General features: G+C 39.4%; 15 protein-coding genes and 2 rRNA genes. 11 read left to right on the forward strand and 6 right to left on the reverse strand.

Going from position 1 to position 21,493, the window contains the following annotated elements; translation table 11 throughout:
• From I6F43_RS11635 to I6F43_RS11665, 7 genes are all read left to right on the forward strand, one after another.
• Positions 1-86 (forward strand): 23S ribosomal RNA (locus tag I6F43_RS11635); the annotation flags it as partial.
• Between the two features lie 212 nt (positions 87-298).
• A 5S ribosomal RNA gene (gene rrf / locus I6F43_RS11640) occupies positions 299-413 on the forward strand.
• Between the two features lie 660 nt (positions 414-1,073).
• Positions 1,074-1,868: a VOC family protein gene (locus I6F43_RS11645; protein ID WP_197102444.1), complete on the forward strand. Its 795-nt coding sequence runs from the start codon at positions 1,074-1,076 to the stop codon at positions 1,866-1,868.
• Between the two features lie 86 nt (positions 1,869-1,954).
• The gene (locus I6F43_RS11650) at positions 1,955-2,317 is read left to right on the forward strand and encodes a hypothetical protein (RefSeq protein WP_024591417.1); all 363 of its coding nucleotides are present in this window, start codon (positions 1,955-1,957) and stop codon (positions 2,315-2,317) included.
• Positions 2,314-4,647 carry a fatty acid cis/trans isomerase gene (locus tag I6F43_RS11655; protein ID WP_197102446.1) on the forward strand — a complete coding sequence of 778 codons (2,334 nt, stop codon included), beginning with the start codon at positions 2,314-2,316 and terminating at the stop codon, positions 4,645-4,647. The genes I6F43_RS11650 and I6F43_RS11655 overlap by 4 nt, the downstream gene beginning before the upstream one ends.
• A gap of 123 nt (positions 4,648-4,770) precedes the next feature.
• Positions 4,771-6,498 carry a response regulator gene (locus I6F43_RS11660; protein ID WP_197102448.1) on the forward strand — a complete coding sequence of 576 codons (1,728 nt, stop codon included), beginning with the start codon at positions 4,771-4,773 and terminating at the stop codon, positions 6,496-6,498.
• 440 nt (positions 6,499-6,938) lie between these two features.
• Entirely contained in the window at positions 6,939-8,348 is a 1,410-nt protein-coding gene (locus tag I6F43_RS11665) for an ATP-binding cassette domain-containing protein (protein ID WP_197102454.1), read from the forward strand.
• Positions 8,349-8,395: 47 nt separating this feature from the next.
• Here the strand turns inward: I6F43_RS11665 and I6F43_RS11670 are convergent, their stop codons facing one another.
• The 6 genes from I6F43_RS11670 to I6F43_RS11695 form a co-directional block, all read right to left on the reverse strand.
• Positions 8,396-9,274 (reverse strand): TraB/GumN family protein, encoded by an 879-nt coding sequence (locus tag I6F43_RS11670; protein ID WP_197102455.1) that lies wholly within the window; start codon positions 9,272-9,274, stop codon positions 8,396-8,398.
• A 50-nt stretch (positions 9,275-9,324) separates the two neighbouring features.
• Positions 9,325-10,761, reverse strand: coding sequence for a sensor histidine kinase (locus I6F43_RS11675; RefSeq protein ID WP_197102456.1), 1,437 nt, complete (start codon positions 10,759-10,761; stop codon positions 9,325-9,327).
• Positions 10,742-11,416 carry a response regulator transcription factor gene (locus I6F43_RS11680; protein ID WP_197102457.1) on the reverse strand — a complete coding sequence of 225 codons (675 nt, stop codon included), beginning with the start codon at positions 11,414-11,416 and terminating at the stop codon, positions 10,742-10,744. Before I6F43_RS11680 ends, I6F43_RS11675 begins: the two co-directional genes overlap by 20 nt.
• A 63-nt stretch (positions 11,417-11,479) precedes the next feature.
• A complete protein-coding gene (locus tag I6F43_RS11685) occupies positions 11,480-13,426 on the reverse strand; it encodes an LTA synthase family protein (RefSeq protein WP_197102458.1) in 1,947 nt (648 codons plus the stop codon).
• On the reverse strand, positions 13,417-13,788 hold the full coding sequence (locus I6F43_RS11690; protein ID WP_197102460.1) for a diacylglycerol kinase: 372 nt from the start codon (positions 13,786-13,788) through the stop codon (positions 13,417-13,419). The genes I6F43_RS11685 and I6F43_RS11690 overlap by 10 nt, the downstream gene beginning before the upstream one ends.
• The gene (locus tag I6F43_RS11695; RefSeq protein ID WP_197102462.1) at positions 13,785-15,455 is read right to left on the reverse strand and encodes a phosphoethanolamine transferase; all 1,671 of its coding nucleotides are present in this window, start codon (positions 15,453-15,455) and stop codon (positions 13,785-13,787) included. The genes I6F43_RS11690 and I6F43_RS11695 overlap by 4 nt, the downstream gene beginning before the upstream one ends.
• Before the next feature lie 553 nt (positions 15,456-16,008).
• Between I6F43_RS11695 and ilvG the strand changes: the two genes are divergently transcribed.
• The 4 genes from ilvG (at position 16,009) to ilvA (ending at position 21,416) form a co-directional block, all read left to right on the forward strand.
• Positions 16,009-17,658: an acetolactate synthase 2 catalytic subunit gene (gene ilvG, locus I6F43_RS11700; protein ID WP_007582116.1), complete on the forward strand. Its 1,650-nt coding sequence runs from the start codon at positions 16,009-16,011 to the stop codon at positions 17,656-17,658.
• The gene (gene ilvM / locus I6F43_RS11705) at positions 17,655-17,900 is read left to right on the forward strand and encodes an acetolactate synthase 2 small subunit (RefSeq protein ID WP_010553831.1); all 246 of its coding nucleotides are present in this window, start codon (positions 17,655-17,657) and stop codon (positions 17,898-17,900) included. The genes ilvG and ilvM overlap by 4 nt, the downstream gene beginning before the upstream one ends.
• Before the next feature lie 103 nt (positions 17,901-18,003).
• Complete coding sequence (gene ilvD / locus I6F43_RS11710; protein ID WP_010553830.1) at positions 18,004-19,860, forward strand: dihydroxy-acid dehydratase; 1,857 nt, start codon at positions 18,004-18,006, stop codon at positions 19,858-19,860.
• Between the two features lie 2 nt (positions 19,861-19,862).
• A complete protein-coding gene (gene ilvA, locus I6F43_RS11715; protein WP_165735251.1) occupies positions 19,863-21,416 on the forward strand; it encodes a threonine ammonia-lyase, biosynthetic in 1,554 nt (517 codons plus the stop codon).
• Positions 21,417-21,493 lie beyond the last annotated feature (77 nt).

Consider the following 21,493-nt stretch of genomic DNA (forward strand, 5'->3'; position numbering starts at 1 on the left):
GAAGACTACAACGTTGATAGGCAAGATGTGGAAGTGGTGTGAGCCATTAAGCTAACTTGTACTAATTACCCGTGAGGCTTAACCATACAACGCCAAACGCGTTTTATGTGATAGTGAAACACGCGAAGAAGTTAATATAACTAAAGTAGATATTACTTAAGAAAGACTTAAAAAATATTATCAGATATTTTCCAAATTCAAGAGGTGACTCTTAGCGCGTAGCGTTAAAGTTGAGGCACCTTGCGCAAAGAAAATGGTAGCACTACGTGCTTGTCATTGATTCTTTGCACCTAATTTGCTTGGTGACAATAGCGTTTTGGACCCACCTGATCCCATGCCGAACTCAGTAGTGAAACGAAACAGCGCCGATGATAGTGTAGCATTTGCTATGTGAAAGTAGGACATTACCAGGCTTCAAATTGTAGAAACCCGTTACAGCAATGTGACGGATTTTTTGCTATCTGGGATTTAGTAAATAGCCAAAAGCTCATGCCGAACTCAGTAGTGAAACCAAAGCTTCGACCGATGATAGTGTAGCATTTGCTATGTGGCTCTCCACCGCTGTGGGCACTACGACATCACCAGGCTTCAAATTGTAGAAAGCCCGAATCTAACGATTCGGGCTTTTTTACGTCTGCAGAAAAGTGAAATGCGCGCAATAAATATACACTCACATCAACACCTAGCACGCAGGGCGGGCGAGCATAGCGACTCCCGACGCTGATATACTGCGTAGCGTACCGACTTTATATTGTAGAGCGTCTGAATCTAATGATTCGGGCTTTTTTACGTCTGCAAAAAAGTGATTCAGGGATTCCTCTAGAGCGAAGGACTTCTTAGTAAATCATTTATATCGATCAGCAATAATATTTAATCAATTTGAGGGATTAAATCTGACGCTAACTGCGTTAAAAACCTCATATATGAAACAACTGAATAACGAATTTTTGCCCTTCTTTTATCGACTCCGCTTTGTTATTGCTCTAATCTCAATTTATGATCTGTTCAATTATGTAGTTTATAAAATGTGACAGAGCTCGTTTAGATAAAAATAGAATAATAAGGGTTTAATAATGAGTGAAATTGATAATCATCCACATGGCATTTTTTGTTGGTCAGAACTTTGTACACACAATTGGAAAGAAGGTAAGACGTTTTATACATCATTATTTGATTGGGGGTATGACGATCAACCTATTGGGGAGGACATATATTACACTATGCTACAAAAGCAAGGTGGTGATATAGCCGCTATGTATGAAATGCCTAAAGAGCAAATTAGTGAAGGGATCCCAAGTCATTGGTTGGCTTACATTGCCGTCGATAATGTTGATGATTGTGCGCTAAAAGCTAAAGAACTAGGTGCTGAAGTTATTGCCGGTCCTCATGATGTTATGAATGCAGGACGAATGTTGATGCTAAAAGATCCTGTAGGTGCCACTGTCGCACTATGGCAAGGAAATGAGCATAAAGGTTGTAAGCACTTAGGTGAATTAAACACGCCTTATTGGCATGAGTTAGCAACCAGAAATAGTAAAGTAAGTAGAGGTTTTTACTGTGCTTTACTAGGCTGGGAAAGTGAAATAAAGCCAATGGACGGTATGGATTACACTTTATTTTTAGTCGGTGGACAGCCAATTGCCGGTATGCTTGAGATGACAAGCGACTGGCCTGAAGATATTTCTGCTCATTGGATGATTTATTTTGCAGTAGAGAGCTGCGATACAGCAGTAAATAAAGCCGCTAGCTTAGGTGGACAAGTATGTGTTCCTGCAACAGATATCCCCGATGTTGGTCGTTTTAGTGTTATATGCGACCCTCAAGGTGCTGTATTTTCGGTGATCGAATCTGTTATAGATGACGTTTAAACAGTTACATTAGCTTTAGCGTTAATTTACTCGCTAGTTTGTTATAATACTCGCCAATTAAATCGTCAGAAAGTGCAGAGAACGCAATGGAATTTGAACAAGATAGCAATTTAACCCTTCCTTTATTTCTATTAGATGAATCATTAAGTGATAGAGATTTAGAGCAGCCTGATTTTGAAATATCAATTGGACTTGATGATGAGTTACTTGCTCAAATTTGCCAAAATCCAAGTGAAGATAGCAGTGTAGCTATTACCGTTAGCGGTTATGAGTTGCTTATAACTGATTCTCTGTATTTAAGTATATTAGAGCAAGAGCATGATGCGCAGATAACATTAACGCATGGGCCTCTTTTAAGTATTGTTTTGAATACTGAAGGTCAGAAAACATTCGTTTCTCCTCAAATGGATATGATGCCCACCTTCGATTTAGGTGACGAGGACGAATGAAAAAAATAATAATAAGTACATTTGTATTAATTATCCTTAGTGGTTGTGCTTACTTAGGTAATGCACATTACGATGATTTATTTGGCCCTGAACAAGCGCAAGAGCGTATCGTTCCACATTCTACCCTTGCTGGAGCTGATTTTTTACAAAACGTAAAACCAGTACTCGATACCCGCTGCGTCGTTTGCCATGGTTGTTACGACGCACCTTGCCAGCTTAAGCTCTCATCCCCTGAAGGTATTGATCGAGGTTTGAGTAAAGAGCTCGTTTACGATGGAACTCGTTTATTGGCAACGACCCCAAGCCGTTTATTGTTTGATGCAACCAATACACAGCAATGGCGAGAAAAAAACTTTACGCCAGTGCTAAATGAGCGCGTACAAAGTGAAGAAGCAAACTTAGCGGGAAGTGTTTTATTTAATAGTTTAGTGTTAAAGCAAAGCTATGAATTACCAACTAATGAAGTGCTAGATGATGAATTTGATTTTTCATTAGGGCGTTCGCAAACCTGTGCAACAATGGGGGAGTTTGACCGATTAGCTGACGAGCAACCTCATGGCGGTATGCCTTATGGTTTACCTGGGGTTTCGCGCGAAGAGTTTAATCATTTACAGAACTGGCTTAAAAATGGCGGTAAAATGTCACATATTGAGCCACCAAGTAAGTATGATCAGAATAAAATAAAGGGCTGGGAAGCATTTTTAAATCAAGATAACTTAAAGTATCAGTTATCAGCACGTTATATTTATGAACATTGGTTTTTAGCACATATTTATTTTACTTCAGAAAACCCACAAAGCTTTTTCAAACTAGTTCGCTCAAGTACGCCTCCTGGTGAGGAAATAAAGTTAATTAACACGCGCCGCCCATACGATGACCCTAAAGTTAGCCGTGTTTATTATCGTTTTATGCAAGAGCGTACAACCATACTTTCTAAGACACATTTACCTCTTGAGCTTAATGAAACTAAATTACTGCGTTTATATGAGCAGTTTATTGCGCCAGATTATACTGTTACGAAAATGCCTAGTTATGAGGCTAAGGCAGCATCTAACCCTTTTAAAACTTTCGAAGTTATTCCAATTAATTCTAAGTATCAATTTATGCTTGATGAGGCAGAGTTAATTATTATGGGCTTTATAAAAGGGCCTGTTTGTCGTGGTCAGATTGCTTTAAATGTTATAAACGATCATTTTTGGGTGGCTTTTGCTGATCCTAATAAAGTAGCGACTCCTGCTGTAGGGGAAATGCTAATGCAACATGAAGAGGCATTAGAACTTCCTGCCGCTGAGGAAAGTAATGCCTTACCCATTTCTAGCTGGGTTAAATATTCAGTTCGTGAGAAAAAATATTTACAGGCAAAAGTTGAGCTTGCTAACGAAATGTTTAAAGGTGGCGAGCATCTTACAACTGACTTGCTTTGGAAAGGTGATGGGCATAATAAAAATGCTGCACTGACTATTTTCCGCCACTTTGATAGCGCAACTGTTGTTAAAGGTTTTATTGGTCAAGAGCCTAAAACCACGTGGATACTTGATTATGCGTTATTTGAACGTATTCATTATTTGCTTGTGGCAGGCTTTGATGTATACGGAAATATAGGCCATCAATTGGTTACACGTTTATATATGGATTTTTTACGTTTAGAGGGAGAGCAAAACTTTTTAGCTCTATTACCTGAGCACAAGCGTAATCAAATCAAAAAGCAGTGGTACCGTAATTCACCACCTGACTTATCTAAGTTCTTTAAAAGTAACCGAGAATTTAGCCAGCCCAGTGGTATTAACTATGAAACTGATGATCCACAGCATGAACTATATACCTTGATGAAAGAAGCCTTAGCGCCAGTTTTAAGTGAAAAATACAACTACACTGAAGTGGCAAAGCCGTTAAATGTAATAAGTGAAATGCCAGCAAAAGCGGTTAACTTATTACCTCAGCTTTCTTTTATACTTGTAAAGCAAGAAGATAATAGCCATAAGGGCTACACTATTATTCATCATAATGCGCACTACAATATATCTAGTTTATTAAACGAAGATGGCCAACGTGCTTATGATGAAGATACCGCGACTATTGTTCCTGGGTTTATCGGAGATTATCCAGCAGCTATTTGGTATTTAAATAACGAGCAGCAAGTAAATGCTTTTGCCGAGCAATTGCCTATGATGCAAATAGAAGCTGATTATGGTGCATTGAAATCTAAGTTTGGTATACGACGTACTCATCCACAGTTTTGGCAATACAGCGATATATTGCACGATACAGCTAAAAAATATCGTGGGATAGAATATGGAATGTTCGACTATAACCGTTTAGAAAATAGATAGTTAAATAGTTTTATTTTATTAGCCCAACTTTTTAGTTGGGCTTTTTTATTTAATAATCATTATTTAAGCTGCTTATTAGTTCTAAAAAATTGAGCTACACTTAAAACAAAAACAGGGCTTAGTATGTTTAAAGTTGTCGCGAATATCCGTACTCGTTACCGATGGGCATTAATAGCAATAGCACTATTAATAAGCACATCAGCATCACTTATGCAGTATTATTTTTCGGTGCAAAAATATGACGCAAAAATAATAAATATGGCTGGTAAGCAGAGAATGCTTTCTCAAAAAATAGCTTGGCATAGTAATGAGTTATTATTATCGGCAACAAATATTTCTGAGCATACTAAAGCGTTAAAAGCATCAGTCGTATCATTCAAAAAAACTCATAATTACTTACTTTCAAAAAATGCTAATGGAGAGTATCAGTACCTTACACCTAAGCTTATTAAGCTATATACGTTAGCTCCTCATAAACTAGATTCCCAAGTTGCAACATATATCCAGCAAGCGGAAAATTTGCTTTATCAACAAGGCCAAGTAGATAAGCGTATATTCTATGTAACTGAGGTTGAAGAGCTATTAAAGCAACTAGATCATGCAGTGAATTTATTTGAAGAGCAAGCTGTCCAAAAATTGAACTGGGTATCTAACCTTGAATTATTATTTTGGCTTATGGCGATGTTTTTACTACTTGTAGAGTTAAGATTTGTATTTATGCCAATGGAAAAAGAAATAGGTAACGCATTGTCTAAATACCAAAAACAAAAAGAGTTCGCTCAACAAGTGAGTCAAAATAAAGAGCATTTTATTGCCAGAGCCAGTCACGAATTTAGAACTCCTTTACAGGGTCTTATTACGTCTATTGAGGAGTTAAAGGTTTCTGATACGCAGCAAAGCGTTAAAACCCAAGCTAATTACTGCGCACTTAGGTTAATAGCTATATTAGATGAACTGCAGGACTTGCAAGCTTTAAGTACAGGTAAGTGGGTACCGCAATTTAAAAATGAAAACCTTCTAGAGTCGTGTAATAAAGTACTAATGGCTTACGAGCATGCTTGTCAGCAAAAAGGCCTGAAACTAGTTAGTTGTTTAGATGAATCATTAAATTGTGTATGTAAATTGGATCATCAACGTTTGCAGCATACGCTTACAGAATTAATCAGTAACGCTATTAAGTTTACGACAGAAGGTGAAATTACTGTCTCTGCAAAGCTTTTTAATGATGAACTTTGTGTAACTGTAAGTGATACTGGTTGTGGTTTTTCGAAAGAGATTACTGATCTTGAATTTGACTCATTTAAACAAACAAACCATTTTCAAGGATTAAGAACAGGTCTCACTCGGGTTCAGTATGTTGTAAAGGCGTTGCACGGTGAAATTACCTTCAAAAATAATGAAGCTAATGGAGCGCTGGTATCTTTGCACTTACCAATAATTGCCAGTAAAGCTCTCCCAAACCCTCGTAAAATAAATGACAAACTAAAGTGTTTAGTCGTTGAAGATAATCCATTAAATACTATATTACTGACCCGCATACTTAGCTTATTAGGTTTAAGCTATGATTGCGCTGAAAACGGCAAAGTCGCGTGCGATATGGTGAGTGGAAATCAATACGATATTGTTTTTATGGACTTAAATATGCCAGTAATGGATGGGTTTGAGGCGATTAAAAAAATACGCTCTGATCTTAATAAAATAATGCCAATTATTGTTATAACAGCAAATACTTCACAAAATGATATAGAGCGAGCTTATAAGAACGGTGCTAACCTTCATATTCATAAGCCAATAAGCCAGCAAGCAATTAAAGACGCATTAAATAGTATTAGCGTTGCTAGGGCGTGTTGATCTTTGGTAGTTGAATTTGCAGCAGTATGCTTGGTTTTTAGGCAAGGCAGAGCCTATGTAGTGTGGTTATTCCCCATAAATAGGCGATAACGCAGCATAAATACCAAACATGCGCTGCCCATTGGGTTCTTTCTAGGGACGATTAACTCTTTGTTGCCTACATGGATGTAGGTAAGGGGCGTGAGCAGGACGCGGAAGCTTTACTCGGTTTTGACTTATTCTTACATGGATGTAAGCCATTAGAATAACGCAGGAGCAGTTATCGAGCTCACTAGGTTACAAACCTCGCGCCGCGATTTAATCGCCCCTAGATTGAACAAATTTCAATCCACAAAGATCAATACGCCCTAGTGAAATAAATTAATTTTGCAGATAACAAGCTTGCTAAGCTCTTTTAATATGCGTTAACTTGCTGTTTTAAGGTTTATTAGGAAAAGTTAGTGCAGTTAATTACGCTTGAGCAATTTAATGGTTACTTACAAGGGCAAGGCAAAAGTCGTTACGACATATGCAACCTAGATTGGCAAGTGAATCTAGGAGAACATTGGCTGCTTCTAGGTACTAATGGAGCCGGTAAATCTGCACTGACAGCTGCGTTAGTTGGTGAAGCTAAGTGCGAAAGTGGTAAGCGTATAAGTAGTATTAATAAGCTTATGCTCGTGTCTTCAGATTCGCATAAACAGTTACTGGCCCAAGAATTAGAGCATGAAAAGCACACCCTCGTTAAAGACCTTATATTTGCAGAGCATAGTAATAATGGTGAGTTATTAGCGCAGCTAATAAAATTATTTAAATTTAGCTCATTACTAAATAGGCATTTTAGAGATCTTTCAACGGGTGAAACTCGTAAACTCCTACTTATTAAAGCACTCAGCTCCCATAGTGAGTTAGTCGTGCTTGACGAGCCATTTGATGGACTCGACGTACAATCTTGCCAGCAGCTTAATAAAATACTCATAGAGCTTAGCCACACGATTACTTTTGTTTTTGTACTAAACCGCCTAGACGAAATCCCTTCATTCATTACTCACTATGGTTATGTAAACCAAGGCTGCTTGTTACATACTTTAGCAAAGCCAAGTAGTGAGCAATTAAGTGACTTACTAAAACTACTTCATTTAGAGCATACTTCATTGGATGTGCCATCTCCTGACGCCGAGCAAGAGCAAAAGGCATTCACCGGTAATACCTTAGTTAAATTGAGTAATGCTAAAGTTAGTTACAGTGATGTAAGCATATCCAAAAATCTCAATTGGACTATAAAAAAGCATCAGCATTGGCAGCTTACTGGAGCGAACGGTTCAGGTAAAACATGCCTATTAAATTTAATAACAGGTGATAACCCACAGTGTTATAACAATGACATTGAAGTGTTCGGTTTTAAACGCGGAACCGGGGAGAGTATTTGGGATATAAAACAGCATATTGGTTTTATATCTAACGCGCTACATATGGATTACCGCGTAAGTATATCGGCTTTAAATACTGTTATTTCAGGTTTTTACGACAGCATAGGTTTATATCAAAAACCGAGCGACGCACAAATTAATATTGCTCAACAGTGGCTGGCATTTATTGGTTTAAGTGATAAAAAAAATACCTCATTCACCCAGCTATCGTACGGCGATCAACGTATGCTTTTAATTGTACGAGCTATGGTAAAGCATCCAACGTTACTTATTTTAGATGAACCTTGCTTAGGATTAGATGAAGCAAACAGGCAACGTGTACTGCTACTAATAGAGAAAATTTGTGCTGCTAATACAAGTACTGTGATTTATGTAAATCATCATGCGGCAGACAAAATTAAAGGAATAGAGAATTACTTAAAAATGGAAGACTTTAATTAAAAGCTCAGAGAAAGGTTGAGCGAAAATTCACTCAACCCATTTTTATTTTAAAGACGAGTAACGCTAAAGCCTTTATCTCGTAGCTGTTTAAGTAACCCGTGTTTTTCAGGTAAATGCAGAGCGCCTACGGCAATAAATAGTTGCTCGTTTGCTAAACGCGGTGTGAGTTGTTTAACCCAATTATTATTGCGGTTAGTTAGCATTACTTGCTCGCTAATTTCACCATAATTACTGTCATCAAAACTCATGTTGTAGTAATCGGTTAGTGTATCCATATCCCCGTTTTTCCAGGCATTAACTAATTTGATAAAGTAAGTATTAATATCGCTGAGTTGCTCAAAGGTTTCTTCAATCATTTCATTGCTTAATAGCGCCATGCCATCAAACATTTGCAGTTGTTGCTCTAGAGTTTCAAGCTCACCAATTTTTATTTTATGTTCTTTAGCGTAAGCAAGTACTTGCTTGTCTATGCCGGTTTTATCTGAATATCCTGCATTTTGAAATTCAATTTGCATCATAGTCACCATAACAGCCCAAGGCTTTAAGCCATTAAACATAGCAATATCAATCGACTTTTTAGCAAAGTAATTTTTTAGCTTGGTATAATTTTGCTTTGAAAGCTCAGTTTGTAATGTTTTACCGTCACTAAGCATCATAAATGGCATTGAGCGCTGTTGCATTTCAAGTGGTGTAAGTTTGCTTATATCAACTTCAACAATGACTTCTTTGCTTGCGCTAATTGCATTGGTTACATTTTTAGGTAAGCCTTTCATGCTGGCATCACCAACGTGTACAGTGCCAAATAAGTAAGAGCTGACGCCATTTTTTTCTATTTTATATAAGGCGGGAGCTGCATAGCTGTTAAGGCTAAATGTTATAAGTAATGCCACAATAAAAAAGTGGCTAATACGGGTAAGAGCATTCATGGTTTGTCCTTAAAATCTCGAAGGTTAGTAGTGTAAATACTAACCTAAATTTACTTCAGAGGTAACGTTAATATAAACGTTAACGTATTGCTTTCGGTATTACTGGCCGTGATAGTAAAGCCATTTAAGTTACATAAGCTCTGTACAATTGATAATCCTAAACCATGGCGCTGGTTATTAGTTCTAGATGAATCTAGCTGATAGAGCGGGTCAAAAATAGCAGTGAGCTGTTCACTACTTAGTGGTTTATTTACTTTGTTACTAACAGAGATGGTCATGTTTGTGCTGTTATTTACGGCAGTTAATTTAATTGGTGCCTCAGGGAGTCCATAAAATAGTGCGTTATCGATTAAGTTACATAAAATGGTATTTAAACTAAATTCGTCAGCATTAAGTGTAATCTCGTCACTTATTTCGTTATTTAAACGCGCTTTAATACTTGGGTGCTTAAAGGTCAGCTCATCAATAATTTGATTTACTAAGTTATTTAGAATGATATTTTGTGCATTTAATTGCATTGCACTGCTACTTGAGCGCTGCAACAGTAATAGGTTGCTAACAATCGTTTTCATACGCTGTGAAATATTAAGCACATCACTGGTATAGGTGTCGCTAATACGTTTATCGTCAGGGTAGCGAATAGCCACTTCTGAAAGGCTTATTAGTTCAGCTATTGGGGTTTTAAGCTCGTGTGCAATGTCGCTTGTTAGGCGTTTTTCATTACTATAGAGTTGCTGATTAACGGTAATAAACTTATTTAGCTCGTTACGTATAGGTTCTATTTCTTCTACTTTAAAGTCGCTTTCTATTGTTTGCGCAACACCGGTAATATCGAGTAACTTAATTTGGTCGTTTAAGTTGTGTAGCGGGTGCAGACCTTTATTTACAATACGTGTCACTAAATAGCGCACACCAAACACACCAAGTACACAGGTTAAAATAAAGACCACATCAATAATAATCAGTACTTTATTAAGTTCGGAGGTGGGCGCTGCAATTGCAAGAGTCATGGTATTAAAAACAGCAGAGTGAGTGGGGTTTCTATCGTCTTTTTGGGCTACAAAGTGACTTATAAGTGCGCGGCCATCACGCCCATTAGGAAGCTCGTAATCTATAATTTTAGATTCGTTTATCGGCATTTCTAAAAAAGGTAGGTTAGCATTTTCATAAAGCGCTAATGAGTCCGAGCGTTCAAACACATCACGGCCATGCCATAATTGGTAAAACTCCGTGGCATCGGCAGCTTCATACTCTGACATAAACTCGCCAGCAAAATCAAATTCAACCACGTTGTTGTCATCTTCAACTAAGGTTTTTAAGTAGTTAGCTTTATTAGTTAAAGACTGATTGAACTGATCTTCCACCCAAGTATCAACACTTAAATCAACGGTTAAAAATATGGTGAATAAAATAACCGAGATCACGGCGCTAATATTATTAACGAGTTTACGTCTTATTGAGTGACTTTTATTTTGTTGTTGCGACATAACCAAATCCACGTTTGTTTTTTATCGGGAGCTCGCCATCAAACTGCCTTACTTTTTTACGTATGGTTGAGATGTGTGCTTCAAGCGCATTTTTAGAGAGCATATCAAACTGACCTACCACCGCTTCACTTATAAGCTCGAGTCCTAATACTCGCTCTGGGGCGTTAAATAAGCATTCTATTATTTTGTATTCATTACGCGTGAGCTCAATGGCATGTTGCTCGTAATGAAGAGTTTTAAGCGAGAGATCTAATACGCAATTACCTACGGTAAGGGTATTTTGTTGGTTTTGCAGTGAACCACGACGAAGTAATGCAAGGACACGAGCATGGAGTTCTTCAAACGAAAATGGCTTAGTTAAATAATCGTCAGCGCCTTTCATAAGGCCGCTAATTTTATCTTGAGGCTCACTTCGTGCAGATAAAATTAGCACACGGCTTTGGCTATTACTGCTGCGCAGTGCTTGTAAAATACTCATGCCATCAACGCTCGGTAGCATTAAATCAAGTACGAGGAGGTCGTAGTTTCCACTCAGTGCCATACTCAACCCTTCTGAGCCATCACCAGTTTCATCTACGGTAAAACCAAGGTTGCTAAGGCCAACTTGCAAGCTGCGTCTTAGTGCTTCAGAGTCTTCAATAACGAGGATTTTCATGTTTACTCGGTTTATAAAAATAGCCTTGTTACTTTAACAAGGCTTTATTATCAAGTCACTTGGTTAATGATACCAACCATTTGTATAAGCTAGATTACCTAAGTTCGCGTGGGCTAGGGCTTTTTTAACTAGTTGCTCATCGTTTTCACATGGTACAAGCTGGTTATTGCTATACGTATAGGTGGTTGCTGGTTTTTGTGGTTGTAACACCACCACTTTATTATCGTACATGTAGGCAAAATTTTTGTCGTATTGCATCATTGCGCGTTGTTTGTTGTCGCTAATTGGCTTTGATAAATCATGGCCTATCATAGGGTGCTTACCACTTGCGCCAATTAAAGACAGTAGAGTAACAGGAATATCGAGCTGACTGGCTAGTTGGCTATCTCGTTTATGGGTAATACCTTTACCAAAAATAACGGCCGGAATTTTAAAGTGATCAACCGGTACTAAATTCGAACCCGATACGCGCGAGTCGTGATCGGCAATAACTATAAATACGGTATCATCCCAGTAGCTCGATTTTTTAGCTTTTTCGATAAACGTGCCTAGTGCGTAATCGGCATACTTGGCAGCATTATTACGGGTTTGTTTTTGTTTATCGTACAGCGTTATTTTATCGTCAGGAAAGTCATACGGACTATGATTAGAGCTTGAGAATATAAGGCTAAAAAAGGGTTTGTTTTGATTTTTAAGCTTAGTAAGTTCTATGTCGGCTTGGTCGTACAAGTCTTCGTCTGATGCGCCCCACGAGCCATTAAAATCTATTTTTTTAAAGTTATTTGTATCTACGATACTTTTAAAACCATTGCCTAAAAAGAAGCTTCGCATGTTATCAAAATGGCTTTCGCCACCATAAATAAACTGCGTGTTGTAATTTTGCTTTGCTAAAAAATCAGCAATGGTAAAAAAGTCACGCTGTGATTTATCAAGCTTAACAACCGCACGCGAAGGCGTTGGTGTAAACCCTGTAATTATTGCCTCAATTCCACGCACTGAACGCGTACCCGTTGCGTATAAATTATCAAACCCCCAGCCTTGTTTATAAAGGGCGTCTATATTAGGTGTAAGCGGTAAACCGCCAAGCGTGCCTACATAACGAGCACCTAAACTTTCTTGTAAAATAATGACTAGATTTTTTGGTTTACCTATATTACTTGCTTCATGAAACGTTTTTGTAGGGGCGGTTACATCACTAAATGTGCCTTGCGTGTTTTGCATGTTACTACGCACAATACTAAGCAATTCATCGGTAGGCATTTTGCCATAATAGTCTTGGCTTGATTGTTCGTTAGAGAGTTGCTTAACTGCAAATGCGACGCTATAAAGTGAGTTAAGGGTTAAGTCGTTAAGTAAGTGATCAGTAGAGAACGAGACCATGGCGGGGTTAAGTGGTCTGTGCCCTAATGAGTTACGCGCGCCCAAAATAGTTAAGCATACTAAAACAAGCGCTAAAATTGATTGGTTTAAGCCTGTTAGTGATGACGTACTTTGCCATTGATTGCTAAATACTTTACTTGCAAATTTACAGCTTAAAACAAGTGCTATAACAGCAATAAATACTTCTAACTTATAGCCTGAAAAAATCATTTTTGAGACTTCTTTAGGGTAAATTAAATATTCTATAAATAAGCGGTTAGGGCGCAAGTCGTACTCGTTTATAAACGTAGGCGTAATCACTTCAAAAAAAACGAGTAAAGCAGACATCCCCACTAAGTAAATTTTAATTAGGCCGCGTACTTTATTTTGCCAACCTACGCTTTGCATCAGTAAGGTAAGTAGTAATGCGGGCATAATAATGTAGCTTAGAGTGGCTATATCAACTCTTAAACCACCTATAAATATAGATAACCACGCATGCGATCCAAATACACGCTCCCCTTGCCATACACTTAAACCAAAGCGAGCAAGTGTTAACAAGCTAAGTGCCAAAACAGCAAATACAACAAAAATCCATACAGGGCCAAGTGCATTTTGTATTTTAGGTATAAAAGTTAGCTTTATGCCCATAACACAGCCCACCAAATAAGAGCGGCAATTAGCATAGCTATAAACACACTGGCAGAGGCAATATCTTTAGCGAGCCCTGAAAGCTCATGGTATTCACTGCCAATTCTATCTACTACAACCTCAACTGCCGTATTTACCAGCTCAGCAAACAATACAAAAAGCAGGCTGGCTATAAGCAGTAATTTATCCCTTAGTGCAATTTCTTGTAGCCATACAAACACACCCAATAATGAAAACAGTGCTAGCTCTTGTTGAAACGCCGCTTCAAATCGACTCATCCATTTTAAGCCGTTAAAAGAATGGCTTAAAGTAAAAATAAGGCGCATTAAGCCTTGGCGTTTTATAACGTTTTTATTACTCATAGTTTTATTTCGCTTGGTGTTGTTTGGCAGCTAGCAAGTAAATCGAGCGATGCCTGATACGTTTTGCTTTTAATGCCAATTAAATTTAAAAGGGTGTGAAAAATATTATTGTGTGAGCGCGCAGCAGTGGTGTCTAAATTAGCTAAACAGGTATTGGTAATGCGCTGGTTATGCTCATCAGCCCACATATAAAGGGGGACATGCGTTTGTGTGCTAGGTGCAAAGCTATACGGAAAACCATGCAAATAAGCACCGCCTTCGCCAAGTGATTCACCATGGTCAGAGACATATAAAAACTGTTTATCTATGTTGTTTGGCAGTGCTTTTAATTGCTCAATTACTTGAGCGTTAACAAAGTCGCTGTACGCAATTGTGTTGTCGTAGGTATTAACTAATTCATCGAGTGAGCAGTTTTGAATGTCGCTTCTATCGCACGAGGGCGTAAATTGCTTAAACTTATCTGGGTAGCGTTTAAAGTAGGTTGGTCCATGTGAGCCCATCGTGTGTAGGACAATAATGGTGTTAGCTTGGCTTAAATTAGCGAGTTTGCGCTTAAGTGGAGCAATAAGCACTTCATCAAAACAATATTTTCCATCGCAAAGCGCTGATGGGGTGGTTGGTATATCAATATTAACAACACGGGTGCATACGTTTTTACAGCCGCTGTTGTTATCAACCCACAGTACGTCGCTGCCAGCTTGTTGTGCTAAATCAATCAGGTTTTGTTGGTTGTCGGCTGCTAATCGATCAAAGTTATCTTGTGTTTGCAGTGAAAACATACACGGCACAGACACTGCAGTAGCGGTGCCACAAGACGCCACATTATTAAAATACGTCACATTATACTTTTGTGTATAAGGATTGGTGTTATGCTTATAACCTTGATAAGCAAAGTTTTCTGCTCGTGCGGTTTCGCCAACAACCATAACGGTTACGCTGGTGGTGTTAGGCGCAATAAGAGTGGGTGTTGCATCTATATTTTTAAATTCCATATTGGTATACAGCAGCTGATCGCGCATGTATTTATAACCGCTAGAGAGATATTGAAACGGAATAATTTCTTTTTTCAAAATGCGGTTGTTGCGACCAGTGGCTGCGTAATCGGCGTAAAAGTTAGCGACCACTAAAGCAATTAGCGTTAAGCAGGCAATAATAAGTTTTATGCGGCTAATCGCTTCTTGATGAGGGCGAGTAAAGTGTATTTTTACTTTGCTTAATATAAAAACAGGTAGCGCACAAAACAACAGTAAAAAGGCTATGAGCTGCGGGTTTAAATAGCTCAGCGCTTCGCTTGAATCCGTTTCGAACGTGTTTTGAATCATTGAATAGTCAAACACGACACCGTAATTTAATGAGCCGTAAAGCACGGCGCTAGAAATTATCAGTAAAAGATAGTTAACTGGTTTTAATAACCATCTAACCGACACTATCGAAAAGAAAATAATTAAAAGGCATAACAAAAGCAGTGGCACTGAAAGTAAAAATAGCCATGAAAAAGATGCAAGAGAGGTTATGGCGCTAAACGAACCTTGAATAAAAGGAATGTTTATAACTAAACAGTAATAACAGGCAATCATCACTACAAAGGCATTTGCACTACAGTGAATGTAAAACCGTTTACTACGATTTGGCTTTTTTTGTGCTGGTGTTTGACTAATTACGTTCATGTTTAGGCTCGTTTAAAATAACAACGCCATGCTATGCAACAACACTTAAGATTCGCTTAAGGGAACCTACGCATTACCTGAAGGTGATAAATAATTTTATTTATAAAAATATTCTTAAAAATTAATCAAACCTTAAATAAGGGATATAAGAATAGTGAATTTCTGAGAATAAAATTAGAGCATAAAAAAACCACTACCAGCTTGTATAATGAATTTTAAAACCTGATAAATTGCCTTTTAGTCTTTTTGTTAGATTAACTTTGGTGTTGACTTAAAGGGCCTAGCGCGGTACTAATATAAAAAGAGAGCGAAGGAATAACCTTCGCGATAATTGAACAAAATTTGGTATTAATTACATGCTTACAAACGCACTTAACCTAGTCCTGATTATTATCGTGGTGATTATTCCCGCGAGGGCTTCGTAGTGCTTTAAAAACTTAAGCATTAAAAAAGCCCTCCGCACTTAACCGTTCGGAGGGCTTTTTAGTTTTAAGGGCAAAGTTTTTAGCGTAAAAATGTAATTGGGTTGTCACTGAGGAATGAGGGTTTATTAATGACAGGCGCAGAACTAACAATCGACTTATTGGCCAAACACGGCGTAAATGAAGTATTTGGCTACCCAGGCGGAGCTATTATGCCAATTTACGATGCGCTGTATGGCGCGCCAGTCAAACACTACCTTACTCGTCATGAGCAAGGTGCAGGGTTTGCAGCTGTTGGTTATGCTCGCAGCACGCGTAAATTAGGTGTGTGTTTTGCAACATCGGGCCCAGGTGCAACTAACTTAATAACTGCCCTTGCTGATGCGATGATGGACTCAGTACCATTATTGGCGATCACCGGCCAAGTGCCTACTGCAGCTATTGGTTCAGATGCGTTTCAAGAAATAGATGTACTAGGTATGTCGCTTTCGTGTACTAAGCACAGCTACATGGTAGAACGAGCGGAAGACTTAGCAGAGATATTACAAGAAGCTATTCATTTAGCGCAAAGCGGCCGACCAGGTCCTGTACTTGTCGATATCCCAAAAGATATTCAAATGGCGCAAGTACCTTTTAAGCCTTGGCTTGCAGCTGATGAATACTTACCTGAGTTAGATTTAAAGCAAGTTGCTATTGCTAATCAATTGTTGAGTGAGGCTAAACAGCCTGTAGCGTACGTAGGCGGTGGTGTACAAGCCGCTGATGCGCAAGACGAGTTAATGCAGTTTTTAAATAAAACTCAGATGCCGGCTGTATCAACACTAAAAGCATTAGGCAGTGTGTTACCTGACTACGAGCATTACTTAGGTATGCTAGGTATGCATGGTGGTCAAGCCGCTAATATTGCCGTGCAAGAATGTGATGTACTTGTGTGTATAGGTGCGCGCTTTGATGACCGCGTAACGGGTAACTTAGCTAAATTTGCAGCTAAAGCTAAAGTAATTCATTTAGATATTGATGCCGCTGAAGTAGGTAAGCGAAAACCTGCTAAAGCTTCATTAATTGCTGATTTAAAAACGTCGTTACCTGCACTTGAGTGCTTTGTAACACCTAAAGCGTGGTGTGACACAAATAAAGAAATGAATATCAAGCACGCGTGGCGTTACGATTACCCAGGTGAGAAGGTTTACGCACCGTACTTATTAAACCAACTGAGCCAACGCATGCCAAAAACTGGCGTTGTGTGTTGCGATGTAGGTCAGCACCAAATGTGGGTAGCACAACACATGAAGTTTACTCACCCGAGTAATCATTTAAGTAGTGGTGGCGCCGGCACAATGGGCTTTGGTTTACCGGCTGCTATTGGCGCACAAGTAGCACGCCCTGATGACTTTGTTATCACTGTATCGGGCGATGGCTCAATAATGATGAATATTCAAGAATTGGCCACGATTCGCCGTAATAATTTACCTGTAAAAATATTAATTTTAGATAACCAGCGCTTGGGTATGGTTCGCCAATGGCAGGAACTGTTTTTTGAAGGACGTTACTCTGAAACTAACCTTTCGGATAACCCAGACTTTGTGCAACTAGCTGCTGTATTTGGTATTCCAGGGCAAACAATTACCCACGCTAACCAAGTTGATGATGCTATTACAGCATTAGTTAACAGCAAAGGCCCGTACATAGTACATGCTTGTATTGATGATAAAGAAAATGTTTGGCCACTTGTACCACCTGGGGCTGCTAACGACGAAATGATGACGGAGAAAGCAAAATGAAACACAGCCTAACTATTGCATTAAAAAGCCAAAGTATAGCGGTAGAACGCTTTTTACGAGTGGTGCGTCATCGTGGTTTTAACCTAACGCATTTTCAGCTCAATATGGATGATGGCTTATACAACGTAGCCATGACGGTAGATAGTGATAAACCTATTCACCTATTAACCAGCCAGCTAAACAAGCTGGTGGATGTAAAAGAAGTCACTTTACAAAATTTACAGCACCAACAAGCTGTGTAATTACGAATTAAAAAATAATTTACGAGTAACTGAGTCACTCGGTTATTCACCAATTTTAGAATGAGGAATGCCCGCTTATATTGCGGCAAAAACTGAGGTAACTATGGCTAAATTAAGAAGTGCAACAACAACTGAAGGACGTAAACGTGCAGGCGCAAGAGCATTATGGCGCGCAACAGGTATGACAGACTCTGATTTTGGTAAACCGATTATTGCCGTAGTTAACTCGTTTACACAATTTGTACCAGGGCATGTACACCTTAATCAGCTTAGTGAGCTTATGGGTGAGACAATAACCCAAGCCGGTGGCGTTCCAAAAGAATTTAATACCATTGCGATTGATGATGGTATTGCGATGGGACACGGCGGTATGCTTTATTCGCTGCCTTCACGCGATTTAATTGCTGACTCGGTTGAATACATGGTAAATGGTCATTGCGCCGATGCGATGATCTGTATTTCAAACTGCGACAAAATCACTCCAGGGATGATGCTTGCAGCGCTACGTTTAAATATCCCGGTAATATTTGTATCGGGCGGTCCAATGGAGGCGGGTAAAACTAAACTTGCTAACATCGACATTAAACTTGATTTAGTTGATGCCATGGTTAAAGGCGCAGATGAATCGGTAAGTGATGCAGATTCAGAGCAAGTAGAGCGCTCTGCGTGTCCTACATGTGGTTCGTGTTCAGGCATGTTTACTGCAAACTCAATGAACTGTTTGTTAGAGGCAATAGGCTTAGCACTTCCGGGTAACGGTACCACGCTTGCCACTCATAAAGACCGTAAACAACTGTATGTTGAAGCAGGGGCTCGTATTGTTGATTTATGTCGTGAGTATTATCAAAAAGATAATCAAGATGTATTGCCACGCGCAATTGCCAATAAAACAGCCTTTATGAATGCAATGGTTGTTGATATTGCAATGGGCGGCTCGTCAAATACCGTATTACATTTGCTTGCTGCAGCGCAAGAAGCTGGCGTTGATTTTGATATGTCGCATATTGATGCGCTTTCTCGTAAAACACCGTTTTTATGTAAAGTTGCACCAGCAACACCAGAGTACCATATTGAAGATGTCCACCGTGCTGGTGGCATGATGGCTGTTGTACGCGAGCTTGGTAAAGCGGGCTTAGTTGATATGTCGGTTAATCATGTAGCTGGGTCAACAATGGCTGAGCTTGTTAAAAAATGGGATGCAACTGACCCAACTAACGAAGTAGCGCGCAAATTTTACCGTGCGGGTCCTGCGGGCATTCGAACTACCAAAGCAATGAGCCAAGAGTGTCGTTGGGATGAAGGCGATAATGACCGCGTGAATGGGTGTATTCGAAGCGTTGAACATGCTTTTCGCCAAGACGGTGGTTTAGCTGTGCTTTCGGGTAATCTAGCGGTTGATGGTTGTGTTGTAAAAAGTGCTGGCGTAGTTGATGAAATGCTACATTTTGAAGGCACCGCCATTGTATACGAATCACAAGATGATTCAGTAGAAGGGATTTTAAATAACGAAGTAAAAGCCGGCGATGTTGTTGTTATTCGTTATGAAGGGCCTAGAGGCGGCCCGGGTATGCAAGAAATGCTATACCCAACAAGCTACTTAAAATCGAAAGGCTTAGCTGAAAAATGCGCACTTATTACTGATGGTCGCTTTTCGGGTGGTACTTCGGGTTTATCAATTGGCCATGTATCGCCAGAGGCGGCGAGTGGTGGTGCAATCGCTTATGTTGAAAATGGCGACAAAATCATTATTGATATCGCAACACGTGAAATCACATTAGCGCTAAGCGATGAAGAACTTGAGGCACGTAAACAAAAGCAATTAGCACGCGGAAAAATGGCTTACAAACCAGTTGATCGTGAGCGTTATGTATCGTCTGCTTTAAAAGCATATGCATTACTTGCAACAAGTGCCGATAAAGGCGCAGTGCGCGACTTAGCTAAATTGGAGGCGCTTAGTTAATTATGGTCTCTCAAGAGCTCGATTATTTTCGCGCTATTATTCAAGCAAACATGGAGCCTTTGGCTAAAGTTACTGAGGTCAGCGAAATGGCTGAACTCAGTAAAAAGCTAGGTAACCATGTTTGGTTAAAGCGTGAAGACCAACAGCCCGTGTATTCATTTAAGTTACGCGGTGCGTATAACAAATTAAATAAATTACCTAAAGGCTCAGTGGTTATCACTGCTTCTGCGGGTAATCATGCTCAAGGGGTTGCATTAAGTGCATCTCACTTAGGGCATCAAGCGACTATTGTAATGCCAGTAACAACGCCTGAAATAAAAGTCAGCGCAGTGCGTGCACTTGGCGGTGAAGTTGTATTACATGGCCATCATTTTGATGCAGCAAAAGCATATGCGCTTGAGCTTACAGAGCAACGCAATGGTATATTTGTCCCACCATTTGATGATCCGGATGTCATTGTTGGTCAAGGCACTGTAGCACGCGAGTTAATGCAGCAATTAAATGAACTTGATGCTGTGTTTATTCCTGTTGGCGGCGGTGGTTTACTTGCTGGTATGGCGGTTTATATTAAATCGCTGCGTCCAGATATAAAAGTAATTGGCGTAGAAGCCGACGAAAGTGCGTGTTTACAAGCAGCACTTGAAGCAGGTAAGCCAGTAGAGCTTGATCGCGTTGGTAGTTTTGCCGATGGCGTAGCGGTTAAAATTATTGGCACTGAAACATTTCGTTTAGCACAAAAGTTTTGCGATGAAGTTGTAACCGTTACCAGCGATGAAATATGTGCAGCCATGCAGGATATTTTTGTATCTACGCGTGCAATAGCAGAGCCATCAGGTGCACTTGCAACGGCTGGGCTTAAAAAGTGGAGTCAGCAGTCGGGGTTAAAAGGGTTGCACTTAGCGGCTGTGCTTTCGGGTGCTAATTTAAACTTTGATCGCCTGCGTTATGTAGCAGAGCGCACTGCGCTGGGTGAAAAAAACGAAGCGCTATTAGCGGTTACTATTAAAGAAGAAAAAGGCAGTTTTAAACAGTTTTGTGCTTCTTTAGGTGGCCGTGCTATTACTGAATTTAACTACCGTTATGCAGGACCTGGTGAAGCACAAATATTTGTGGGTATTGCCCTGCGCCAAGGCGAGCAAGAGCTTAATGAGTTAAAGCAAGACTTAACAAATAACGATTATCAATTTTGCGATCTGTCGGATAACGAACTCGCTAAATTACATGTGCGTTATATGGTTGGCGGAAAAGCACCAGAGCAATTACATGAACGTTTATTGCGTTTTGAATTTCCTGAGTATCCGGGTGCGCTTGCACGCTTTTTAGATACTTTAGGCAGCAATTGGAACATTACCTTATTTCATTATCGTAATCACGGTGGTTCGATGGGGAATGTACTGGCAGGTTTTGCTATTGAGCCGAGTCAGTATGGGATGTTTAACGAGCATTTGAATCGCTTAGGTTACAGTGTACAAGATGAAACACAAAACCCGTGTTTTACCCAATTTTTAACATCAAAACCGCAAGCAGAAAAAGCCGAAAAACTCGCCTCAGTATAACCTATCTTTAAAGGCAGGCACCTAACTAGGGTGCTTGCTTTATTACACGTTTTACATATAGTTACAGGTAATCGTCA

Source organism: Pseudoalteromonas sp. NZS71_1 (assembly GCF_015864305.1).
Lineage (GTDB): Bacteria > Pseudomonadota > Gammaproteobacteria > Enterobacterales > Alteromonadaceae > Pseudoalteromonas > Pseudoalteromonas arctica.